The organism is Streptomyces sp. NPDC006655, from assembly GCF_040703965.1.
GTDB lineage: Bacteria > Actinomycetota > Actinomycetes > Streptomycetales > Streptomycetaceae > Streptomyces.
Genome location: NZ_JBEYJU010000169.1, coordinates 1 through 9761, shown reverse-complemented (window position 1 = coordinate 9761; position 9761 = coordinate 1). Strand labels below are relative to the sequence as shown.

The window sequence follows — 9761 nt, the reverse complement described above, 5'->3', positions numbered from 1 at the left end:
GGCGGGCCAGGTGGCGGAGCCACCTGGCCCGCCACCCCGCACGCCGATCGCACGCACCGAACGCCGCTCCTTCTCCCACGGAGATCCATCAGAAGGGCCCCTAGGCGTTCCGGGCGCGTGCGCGCAGGGCCGTGTACAGGAGGGCGCTCACCGTGAAGCCGACCAGGGGGGTGATGTCGCCGAAGGACGGCCAGTGCTCCGGGACGTATCCCACGTAGTCCTCCTGGTTGGAGAAGAGCGGGACGGAGACCGCCACGCCCGCCAACAGGGACGCGAGTCCCGGCCAATTGGTGAAGGAGCGGTCGGTCAGCCGGGCGGCCAGCTCCTCGTCGGTCGCGGTGCGGCCCCGGAACCACCGCTCCACCAGGACCACGCCCAGCCAGGGCGCCACCCAGTACGCGATGACCAGCAGGAACGCCTCGTACGCCGCGCCTGCGTCGTCCAGTGAGGCCCAGGCCGCCGCCGTACCGGCGACGCCCGACACCACGACCAGCGCGCTGCGGCTGAGCCAGGTGGGCAGCCGCAGGCCGAAGGAGGCGATGGAGATCGCTCCGGAGTACACGTTGAGGGCGTTCGCCGAGATCCCGCCGAGCATGATGGCGATCAGCACCAGGTCGCCCAGCCAGCCGGGCAGGTGACCGGTGAAGGCCGCCGTCGGGGTGGCGTCCTTCGGAGCGGCGAGGGTGGCCGAGGCCGCGCCGATGACGGCGACGACCGAGACGGACACGAACAGGCCGACGGCCGGCCACAGGACGGTCCGCGCCTTGTTCGCCGTGCGCGGCAGATAGCGTGCGTAGTCGGCGGCGTACGGGTTCCAGCCGGCCGCGTACCCCCAGGCGGCGCTGAACGCGAGCAGGAAGCCGCCGACGCCGCCGCCGGAGCCGCCGCCGCCGAGGTCGGCGTCCTTGAACGTCCACACCCCGGCGAGCAGGAAGACGACCGCGAGCGCCGGGAACGCGTACTTCTCGAAGGTGTGCACGAAGTTGTGGCCGATGAAGCCGATCAGGATCTCCGCCACCACGACGAGCAGGAGGGAGGGGAGGGGGCGCAGGCCGGTCAGGGTGTTCAGGGCGAAGGCCGCGCTCACGCTGTTCACCGCGAACCAGCCGACGCCCGCGAGCAGGCCGTTGGCGGCGGCGGGCAGGATGTTGCCGAGGCGGCCGAAGGAGAAGCGGCCGATCACCATCTGCGGGACGCCGAACCGCGGGCCGTCCAGCGACAGTACGCCCTGGGTGAGGGCGCCGAGCGCGGTGCCCAGCAGGATCGCGGCGGTCGCCGTCCAGAAGTCGAGGCCGAAGAAGAGGACCGCGATCACGCCGATGTAGACGGTCGCGAACTCGATGTTGGGAGAGGCCCAGGTCCACAGCAACTGGAGCGGGCCGCCGTGGCGTTCGGCGTCGGGGATCGGCTCCGAGCCCGCCGCCTCCACGGCGATGACCCGGTCGCCGTACGCGGGGGCGATACTGGTGGTGGAACCGGCGGGAGCTGTCGTCATACGAGGTAAGTGTCGGGTTCGCCCTCGCTGCGGCCCAGGGGCGCACTGTCCGTTTCGGACGGCCCGCCGGCGTACAACCTGCACGCACAGAGAAGTTCCGGAGGGCGCGTCGTCCTCCGGAAGTCCTCTGGCGGTGCCCGCGGCCGGGTCAGCCGTTGGTGCAGGTGTTGCCGGCCGCGGGGTTGAGCAGGCCGATGACGTCGATGCTGTCGCCGCAGACGGCGATCGGGATGCCGACCGGGACCTCGACGACGTTGCCCGACAACACGCCCGGGCTGTTGGACGCGGTGCCGCTGGCGTCGGCGCCGTTGTCGGCGAAGGCGGCGGTGGTGCCGCCGAGGGCGAGGGCCGCGGCGACGGCGCCGGTGACGGCGAGGGAACGGATGCGCATGACTGCCTCCTGGGGGTCGGATGGGAACGCGTCCATCACAACCGCCCACCGCCGAACCCGCATGCGCTGCTGGGCCGATCGGTGCAACGGCCCCGCGCCGAGAGCCCGGTGCCCTACGCGGCCAGGCGTTCCGCGAGGTTCTTCGCCTTGGTGGCCGCCTCCTGGAGGGCGCGGTCGCGGGACGCCTCGTAGAGCGGCACCAGCTCGGCCATCGCCGCGTTCTGCGGGGCCATGGTCAGCTCGGGCACGATGAAGTCGACGTCCATGGCGAGCGCTTCGCCGAGCAGCGCGGTCAGGTAGTTCTGCACGTACTCGAACGGTTCACGCGGGGTGCCCGGCGCGTACGAGCCGCCACGGCTGGCCACGACGGTGACCGGGGTGCCCTTCGCGGACGGGTTCTCACCGCCCGTGCGGCCGATCAGCACCACGTTGTCCAGCCATGCCTTGAGCGTCGAGGGGATCGTGAAGTTGTACATCGGGGCGCCGATGAGCACCGCGTCCGCCTGCTCCAGCTCCTCGATCAGCCGCACGCGGGCCGCGAAGGCCTCGGCCTGCTCGGGGGAGTGCGTGGCGGGGTCGGTGAAACCGGCGAGGTGGGTGGCCGCGGTGATGTGCGGCACCGGGTCCGCCGCCAGGTCGCGGTAGATCACCGTGCCGTCGGGGTGCTGCTCCTGCCAGGCCGCGCGGAACGCGTTGGTGACGGCGCGGGAGGCGGACATCTCGCCGGGGAGGAGCGAGGAGTCGACGTGGAGAAGGGTGGCCATGGGGCACTCCAGACAAACAGGACAGCGGTCCTACGTGAGGCCGCGGGGGCTGAGGATTGGTACTGAACTATAGATAGCACAGGTACTTACTTTTTCTCAGCCCTCGGCCGGGGTGGGGCTGTACCCTGATCCCATGTCGGTGGAGCAGGCCCATGACCCGGAACGGTGCCAAGGTGTGGACGTCGGCATCACGCGCGTCTTCCAGGTGCTCGGCAAGCGCTGGAACGGCCCGATCCTGTCCGTCCTGATGGACCGGCCGGCCTACTTCGCCAGCCTGCGCCGCGCCATCCCCGGTATCAGCGAACGCATGCTCTCCGACCGCCTGGCCGAACTCGGCGCCGCGGGGCTCGTCCTGCGCGAGGTCGACGAGGGCCCGCCGCTGCGCGTCGCCTACCGCCTGACCCCGGCGGGCGCGGCCCTCGAACCCTCCCTCAGAGAACTCGGCGACTGGGCAAAGGAACACCTGCCGGAGAGCCCCTGTTAGTCACCCGCCGTGAGCCGGACCGTCAGGTGGGGCCAGTGGGCGGACCATCGGGTCACCTCGGCCGTGGTCGACGAATACCGCGGACGCGGCGAGCCGTCCGGGAGGAACCGGACGCTGGTTCCCGTGGTCCCGTCGGCCTCGACGGGTTCCAGGCCGGTCACCGGGACGCCGTGCTCGTAGCGCTGGGTCCAGGAGCCGTCGAGGCGGCGATTGGTGTGGATCAGCCATGTGCTCAGCGCGGCGACGACGGACATGCCGCGGCGCGGGTGTCCGTCCGGAAGCCGTTCGGTTTCCGGGTGGTCGAAGAAGCGCAGGTCCTTCGTGGCCATGACGGGCTTCTTCACCACCTGGCCGTGTTCGTCGACCCGTGTGTCGGTGCCTCGTCCGTCGTCCGCCACCGACACGGAGCCGTCGGTGTGCAGCGTGACCAGACACCGTCCGCCGCCCCGGCTCGCCGCCTCGTCGGCGGCATACGCGACGACCTCGAGAACCAGGTGCTCCGGCCCGCCGGGAGCGAACAGCGCCGGGTCCTGACGGATGCGGGAGAGGTGGTCCGCGTCCACGGCGCCCGACCAGTCGTGCGTGGTGTTGACCCAGGAAGCCCTTGTTCCGTCCATGTGCGCCCGGTCTCAGTCCGTGCGTGGGTCGTCCGGGTTCAGGGACTTCAGGAACTCCGGGTTGTCGTCCGGCGCGACCCACCGCTCGCGGGGCTGGCGTGTCTTCCCTGCGACGAGCCAGGCCACCGGGCCGACCAGGACCTCCCCGAAGACCAGGATGACCACCACCCACGCCAGTTTCGGCAGCACGCGCACCTCGTCCTCGGGGGTGTTCAGGCAGTCCACGAAGGCGTAGATCCACAGCGCGAGGACCAGCAGGAAAGGCAGATACCTGAGCATGGCGGCCAGGGTAGCGGGTGGGTGCCGCCCGGGACCCTGGGCACGGGCATGCCGGTCGCCCTCCTCGAACCCCCGCGGCTCAGTGCCTCCCGGCGAGCAGCGGTGCGACGGCCGTCCGGACGGCGGCCGCGGTGAGCGGGCTCAGGTACCGCGCGGCGATCTTTCCGTCCCGGTCCACGAAGAGGGTGTACGGCAGCGCCTGCGCCTTGTACCCCCTGGGCAGGCGGAGCAGCTGACGGCTCGCGGGATCGTGCAGGCTCGGGTAGGACAGCCGGTGCTCCTCCTGGAACGCCCGCCCCTTCTCCCGCCGGGCGTCCATGTTCACGCCGAGCACCTGGACGCCCTCGGCCGCCAGCTCCCGCTGCGCGTGCGACAGTTCGGGCGCCTCGGCCCGGCAGGGACCGCACCAGGACGCCCAGACGTTCAGCACGACGACCTTGCCCCGGTAGTCGGCGAGCCGGACCGGACGGCCGTCCAGGTCGTCGCCGGTGAGGTCGGGGGCGGTCCGCCGGTCGGCGGCCGCCACCCGGACCAGCGGGGAGACGGGAGAGGCCCCGGACTCCCGCGGGGGCGAGCACGCGGCCGACGGGACGGCGATCAGCAGGGCGAGCAGCGGTAACCAGCGGTGGACTGTCACGGCCGACGAGTATCCCAGGGGGCGGTGACCCGGCCCGCACCCCGGGTGGCCGATACTGGGACACATGGCTTACGACGATCTTCGCTCCCTGCTCCGGGCACTGGAGCGCGAGGGAGACCTCAAGCGTGTCAAGGCCGAGGTCGACCCGTACCTGGAGGTCGGGGAGATCGTCGACCGGGTCCAGAAGGCCGGCGGCCCGGCGCTCCTCTTCGAGAACGTCCGCGGCTCCGCCATGCCGCTGGCGATGAACGTCTTCGGCACCGACCGCAGGCTGCTGAAGGCCCTCGGCCTGAAGTCGTACGGCGAGATCTCCGAGAAGATCGGCGGGCTGCTGCGCCCCGAACTCCCGCACGGGTTCGTCGGGGTGCGGGAGGCGTTCGGCAAGCTCGGCGCGATGGCGCACGTACCGCCGAAGAAGGTGAAGTCCGACAGCGCGCCCGTGCAGGAGGTCGTCCTGAAGGGCGACGAGGTGGACCTGGACCAGCTGCCGGCCCTGTTCACCTGGCCGCAGGACGGCGGCTCCTTCTTCAACCTCGGGCTCACCCACACCAAGGACCCGGAGAGCGGGATCCGGAACCTGGGTCTGTACCGCCTCCAGCGCCACGACCGGCGCACCATCGGCATGCACTGGCAGATCCACAAGGACAGCCGCAACCACTACCAGGTGGCGGCGCGGCGCGGCGAGCGTCTGCCGGTCGCGATCGCCTTCGGCTGCCCGCCCGCCGTGACCTACGCCTCCACCGCACCCCTGCCCGGCGACATCGACGAGTACCTGTTCGCCGGGTTCATCGCGGGCAAGCGGATCGAGATGGTCGACTGCAAGACCGTCCCGCTCCAGGTCCCGGCGCAGGCGGAGGTCGTCCTGGAGGGCTGGCTGGAGCCGGGCGAGATGCTGCCGGAGGGCCCCTTCGGCGACCACACCGGCTTCTACACCCCGCAGGAACCCTTCCCGGCGCTGACCATCGACTGCGTGACGATGCGCCGCCGCCCCCTGCTCCAGTCGATCGTCGTCGGCCGCCCCCCGACGGAGGACGGCCCGCTCGGCCGCGCCACGGAGCGCTTCTTCCTCCCCCTCCTGAAGATCATCGTCCCGGACATCGTGGACTACCACCTCCCCGAGTCCGGCGGCTTCCACAACTGCGCGATCGTCTCGATCGACAAGAAGTACCCGAAGCACGCGCAGAAGGTCATGCACGCCGTCTGGGGGGCGCACATGATGTCCCTCACCAAGCTGATCGTGGTCGTCGACTCCGACTGCGACGTGCACGACCTGCACGAGGTCTCCTGGCGGGCCCTCGGCAACACCGACTACGCCCGCGACCTCACCGTCGTCGAAGGCCCGGTCGACCACCTCGACCACGCCTCCTACCAGCAGTTCTGGGGCGGCAAGGCGGGCATCGACGCGACGCGGAAATGGCCCGAGGAGGGCTACACCAGGGACGGCGGCTGGCCGGACATGGTCCTTTCGGACCCGGACACGGCGGCGAAGGTCGACCGCCGCTGGAAGGAGTACGGCCTGTGAGCTCCGCCTCCGCAGCACTCCCGCAGCCGGGACGCACCAAGGCGTTCCTCCGCCTGGTGATGATCGAGCACTCGGTCTTCGCGCTGCCCTTCGCGTACATCGCCACGCTGACCGCGATGTTCGAGCTGGACCGGAACATCCACTGGGGCCGGCTGCTCCTGGTCACCGTCTGCATGGTCGGCCTGCGGACGTTCGCGATGGCGGTCAACCGGATCATCGACCGCGAGATCGACGCCCGGAACCCGCGCACCGCCCACCGCGAGCTGGTCACCGGCGCGATGAGCGTGAGGCACGCCTGGACCGGTGCGCTGATCGCGGTGGCCGTCTTCCTCGGCTCGGCGGCCCTGCTCAACCCCCTGTGCCTGGCGCTCGCGCCGGTCGCGGTGATCCCGATGGTCGTCTACCCCTACGGCAAGCGGTTCACGAACTTCCCGCAGGCCATCCTCGGCCTCGCCCAGGCCATGGGCCCGATCGGCGGCTGGCTCGCGGTCACCGGCGAGTGGTCCTGGGACGCGGTGATCCTGGGCCTCGCCGTGGGCGTCTGGATCGGCGGCTTCGACCTGATCTACGCCTGCCAGGACGTCGAGACCGACCGCGAGATCGGCGTCATGTCGGTCCCGGCCCGCTTCGGCATCCCGGCGGCGATCCGGGCGGCACGGGTCTGCCACGCGATCGTCACGGCCCTGTTCGTCTGGTATGCGGTGGAGACGCACGCGGGCGTCTTCTTCTGGCTGGGCCTGGTGATCGTGGCCGGCGCCTTCCTCTACGAGCACTCCATCGTCCGCCCGCACGACCTCTCCCGCCTCAACCGCGCCTTCTTCAGCGTCAACGGGTTCATCGGGATTGCCCTGTTCGTGTGCGCGCTGCTGGATCTCCTGGTGCGGGGTCTGACCGTCTGAACGTCCGCAATGAGTACGAGGGGGGCACCTCGGCACACCGTGGGACCCCGCTCGGCAGCCGCACGGTGGACACCTCCCGTCTCCGCGTCGACCCCGAGGCGCCCCACCCCGCCTGAGCCTCGGTCGGCGCGCCGGTACGCTCAAGGTGTGAACGCAGGAGAAACGCAGCGCGTGCCTTGGATCGTGGGGGTGTCCGGTGCGTCCGGTACGCCCTATGCCGCCGCCGTACTGCGAGCCCTGCTGGACGCGGGGGAGAGCGTCGACCTGGTGGTCAGCCGGGCCTCACGGCTCACGCTGCTGGACGAGACCGGGATCTCCTTCCGGGACGCGCACTGGCGCCAGGACCTGGGGGAGTGGCTGGCGCGGGGCGCCGACGGCAAGCCGGGCACCTTCGAGACCGACCTGACGCGGGTGCGGTACTGGAGCGCCGGTGACCTGGCCGCCGGGCCGTCCTCCGGGTCGTACCCGGCCAAGGGCATGCTGATCGTGCCGGCGTCCACCGCCGCCGTCGCCGGGGTCGCCCTCGGGCTCTCCAAGGACCTGCTCCAGCGGACGGCCTCCGTCACCCTCAAGGAGCGCCGCCCGCTCGTCGTGGCCGTCCGCGAGACCCCCCTGGGCGGCCAGACCCTGCGCCACCTCGTCACCCTGGACGACCTGGGGGCGGTCGTCGTCCCCGCCTCACCTGCCTTCTACGCGGGTGCCACCCACATCCAGGACCTGGTCGACTTCGTCGCCGGACGCGTCCTGGACGCCGCGGGCGTCGGGCACCGGCTCTACCGCCGCTGGGAGGGCGACCTCGGCGGCGGCGCGGGCAAGTAGCGGTACCTCAGCACCATCTCTCATCCACTCCGGAACTTTCAGCGGAAGGCTTCGATCGCATGGACGCCGTGGACAGGCAGCTCATCCAGGCCCTGAGGGAGAACGGCCGGGCCTCGTACGCTGAGCTGGGCCGTCTCGTCGGACTCTCGGGACCCAGCGTCACCGACCGCATCAACCGGCTGGAGGCGGCCGGGGTCATCACCGGTTACCGGGCGACCGTGAACGCGGCCTCGCTCGGGCTCGGCGTGATCGCGCTGATCGGCATCTCCCTCTCCGACGCGGCGGACCACGAGGACGTGGCCCAGCGGCTGCGGGACCTGCCGGAGATCGAGGACTGCTGGTTCATCGCCGGCGACGACTCGTTCATGCTCAAGGTGCGGTCCACGGACGTCGACGGCCTGGAGAAGACCATCCGGCGGCTGTCCGGCACGAAGGGCGTGTCCCGGACCCGTACCACGATCGTGCTGTCCACGAAGTGGGAGAACCGGGTCGGGGAACTGCCCGAAGAGGTCTAGCCGTACGGTTGTCAGAGTCTTCCGGGGGAGTCTTGCGAGAAAGGTGTGGGAATGGACGTCGGGCTCAAGCGTGAGCTGGAGGAGAAGGTCAGGGGCGGTGAGCGGCTGACCCGCGAGGACGGCATCGCGCTGTACGAGTCGGACGACCTGGCCTGGCTGGGCGGCCTCGCCCACGAGGTGCGCACCCGCAAGAACGGTGACGTCGTCCACTTCAACGTCAACCGCCACCTCAACATGACGAACGTGTGCACGGCGTCCTGCGCGTACTGCTCGTTCCAGCGCAAGCCGGGCGAGAAGGACGCGTACACGATGCGCATCGAGGAGGCGGTGAAGCTCGCGAAGGCGATGGAGGGCGAGAACCTCACCGAGCTCCACATCGTGAACGGCCTGCACCCGAACCTGCCGTGGCGCTACTACCCGCGCTCGCTCAGGGAACTCAAGGCGGCGCTGCCGAACGTCTCGCTGAAGGCGTTCACGGCCACGGAGATCCACCACTTCGAGACGATCTCCGGGCTGTCCGCCTCCGAGATCCTCGACGAGCTGATCGACGCGGGTCTGGAGTCCCTGACCGGCGGCGGTGCGGAGATCTTCGACTGGGAGGTCCGGCAGCACATCGTGGACCACCGCACCCACTGGGAGGACTGGTCGCGGATCCACCGCCTGGCGCACGAGAAGGGTCTGAAGACCCCGTGCACCATGCTGTACGGCCACATCGAGGAGCCCCGCCACCGCGTCGACCACGTGCTGCGCCTGCGTGAGCTCCAGGACGAGACCGGCGGTTTCCAGGTCTTCATCCCGCTGCGCTACCAGCACGACTTCGTGGACATGAAGGACGGCAAGGTACGCAACCGCCTCCAGGCCCGCACCCAGATGGCGACGGGCGCGGAGGCCCTGAAGACCTTCGCGGTGTCGCGCCTGCTGTTCGACAACGTCCCGCACGTGAAGGTCTTCTGGGTCATGCACGGCGTGCAGACGGCGCAGTTGGCGCTCCAGCACGGGGCCGACGACATGGACGGCTCGGTGGTCGAGTACAAGATCACTCACGACGCGGACAACTACGGCACGCCGAACAAGCTGACCCGCGAGGACCTCCTCGACCTCATCCGCGACGCGGGCTTCCGCCCGGTGGAGCGCAACACCCGCTACGAGATCATCCGCGAGTACGACGGCCCGGACCCGGCCCGCAGGGAGTCCCCCCAGCCGATGCGGGTCTGAGCGGACCGACGGTGCGCTTTCGGGTGCGGGAGCGTGGGGGCTTGTCGCGCAGTTCCTCCCCCAGCCTTCGGCCGGGGGGACCCCCAGCGCCCCTAAAAGTCGGCCGGGGGGACCCCCAGCGCCC

At 70.7% G+C, this 9761-nt stretch carries 12 protein-coding genes; 6 read left to right on the top strand and 6 right to left on the bottom strand.

All coding sequences use genetic code 11. The features are described from left to right. Positions 1-100: 100 nt before the first annotated feature. The 3 genes from AB0958_RS42990 to AB0958_RS42980 all read right to left on the bottom strand — a co-directional run bounded on the left by AB0958_RS42990 (position 101) and on the right by AB0958_RS42980 (position 2650). Entirely contained in the window at positions 101-1495 is a 1395-nt protein-coding gene (locus AB0958_RS42990) for a cytosine permease (protein WP_366895935.1), read from the bottom strand. A gap of 148 nt (positions 1496-1643) precedes the next feature. Then, positions 1644-1886 carry a chaplin gene (locus AB0958_RS42985; protein WP_366895934.1) on the bottom strand — a complete coding sequence of 81 codons (243 nt, stop codon included), beginning with the start codon at positions 1884-1886 and terminating at the stop codon, positions 1644-1646. A gap of 113 nt (positions 1887-1999) precedes the next feature. Then, complete coding sequence (locus tag AB0958_RS42980; RefSeq protein WP_366895933.1) at positions 2000-2650, bottom strand: NAD(P)H-dependent oxidoreductase; 651 nt, start codon at positions 2648-2650, stop codon at positions 2000-2002. Between the two features lie 133 nt (positions 2651-2783). Here AB0958_RS42980 and AB0958_RS42975 point away from each other — a divergent pair, with 133 nt between their 5' ends. Next, the gene (locus AB0958_RS42975) at positions 2784-3134 is read left to right on the top strand and encodes a helix-turn-helix domain-containing protein (protein ID WP_366895932.1); all 351 of its coding nucleotides are present in this window, start codon (positions 2784-2786) and stop codon (positions 3132-3134) included. Here the strand turns inward: AB0958_RS42975 and AB0958_RS42970 are convergent. The 3 genes from AB0958_RS42970 to AB0958_RS42960 form a co-directional block, all read right to left on the bottom strand. Continuing rightward, positions 3131-3751: an ATP-binding protein gene (locus tag AB0958_RS42970; protein WP_366895931.1), complete on the bottom strand. Its 621-nt coding sequence runs from the start codon at positions 3749-3751 to the stop codon at positions 3131-3133. The two genes, AB0958_RS42975 and AB0958_RS42970, sit on opposite strands and share 4 nt — an antisense overlap. Positions 3752-3763: 12 nt before the next feature. Next, the gene (locus AB0958_RS42965; protein ID WP_366895930.1) at positions 3764-4030 is read right to left on the bottom strand and encodes a PLD nuclease N-terminal domain-containing protein; all 267 of its coding nucleotides are present in this window, start codon (positions 4028-4030) and stop codon (positions 3764-3766) included. Positions 4031-4109: 79 nt separating this feature from the next. Next, positions 4110-4667, bottom strand: a complete 558-nt coding sequence (locus AB0958_RS42960; protein WP_366895929.1) for a TlpA disulfide reductase family protein — start codon at positions 4665-4667, stop codon at positions 4110-4112. Positions 4668-4731: 64 nt separating this feature from the next. Between AB0958_RS42960 and AB0958_RS42955 the strand changes: the two genes are divergently transcribed. From AB0958_RS42955 to mqnE, 5 genes are all read left to right on the top strand, one after another. Beyond that, positions 4732-6189, top strand: a complete 1458-nt coding sequence (locus AB0958_RS42955) for a menaquinone biosynthesis decarboxylase (protein WP_366895928.1) — start codon at positions 4732-4734, stop codon at positions 6187-6189. Continuing rightward, on the top strand, positions 6186-7088 hold the full coding sequence (gene mqnP / locus AB0958_RS42950) for a menaquinone biosynthesis prenyltransferase MqnP (RefSeq protein WP_366895927.1): 903 nt from the start codon (positions 6186-6188) through the stop codon (positions 7086-7088). Before AB0958_RS42955 ends, mqnP begins: the two co-directional genes overlap by 4 nt. A 171-nt stretch (positions 7089-7259) precedes the next feature. Beyond that, positions 7260-7907, top strand: coding sequence for a UbiX family flavin prenyltransferase (locus tag AB0958_RS42945; RefSeq protein ID WP_366895926.1), 648 nt, complete (start codon positions 7260-7262; stop codon positions 7905-7907). Between the two features lie 59 nt (positions 7908-7966). After that, complete coding sequence (locus tag AB0958_RS42940; protein ID WP_073901832.1) at positions 7967-8422, top strand: Lrp/AsnC family transcriptional regulator; 456 nt, start codon at positions 7967-7969, stop codon at positions 8420-8422. A 51-nt stretch (positions 8423-8473) separates the two neighbouring features. Then, positions 8474-9637: an aminofutalosine synthase MqnE gene (gene mqnE / locus AB0958_RS42935; RefSeq protein WP_366895925.1), complete on the top strand. Its 1164-nt coding sequence runs from the start codon at positions 8474-8476 to the stop codon at positions 9635-9637. Positions 9638-9761: the final 124 nt, after the last annotated feature.

Bases quoted from the DNA above. Each gene is read 5' to 3' on its own strand.
- AB0958_RS42990 (WP_366895935.1), bottom strand. From the start codon at position 1,495: ATGACGACAGCTCCCGCCGGTTCCACCACCAGTATCGCCCCCGCGTAC.
- AB0958_RS42985 (WP_366895934.1), bottom strand. From the start codon at position 1,886: ATGCGCATCCGTTCCCTCGCCGTCACCGGCGCCGTCGCCGCGGCCCTC.
- AB0958_RS42980 (WP_366895933.1), bottom strand. From the start codon at position 2,650: ATGGCCACCCTTCTCCACGTCGACTCCTCGCTCCTCCCCGGCGAGATG.
- AB0958_RS42975 (WP_366895932.1), top strand. From the start codon at position 2,784: ATGTCGGTGGAGCAGGCCCATGACCCGGAACGGTGCCAAGGTGTGGAC.
- AB0958_RS42970 (WP_366895931.1), bottom strand. From the start codon at position 3,751: ATGGACGGAACAAGGGCTTCCTGGGTCAACACCACGCACGACTGGTCG.
- AB0958_RS42965 (WP_366895930.1), bottom strand. From the start codon at position 4,030: ATGCTCAGGTATCTGCCTTTCCTGCTGGTCCTCGCGCTGTGGATCTAC.
- AB0958_RS42955 (WP_366895928.1), top strand. From the start codon at position 4,732: ATGGCTTACGACGATCTTCGCTCCCTGCTCCGGGCACTGGAGCGCGAG.
- AB0958_RS42940 (WP_073901832.1), top strand. From the start codon at position 7,967: ATGGACGCCGTGGACAGGCAGCTCATCCAGGCCCTGAGGGAGAACGGC.
- mqnE (WP_366895925.1), top strand. From the start codon at position 8,474: ATGGACGTCGGGCTCAAGCGTGAGCTGGAGGAGAAGGTCAGGGGCGGT.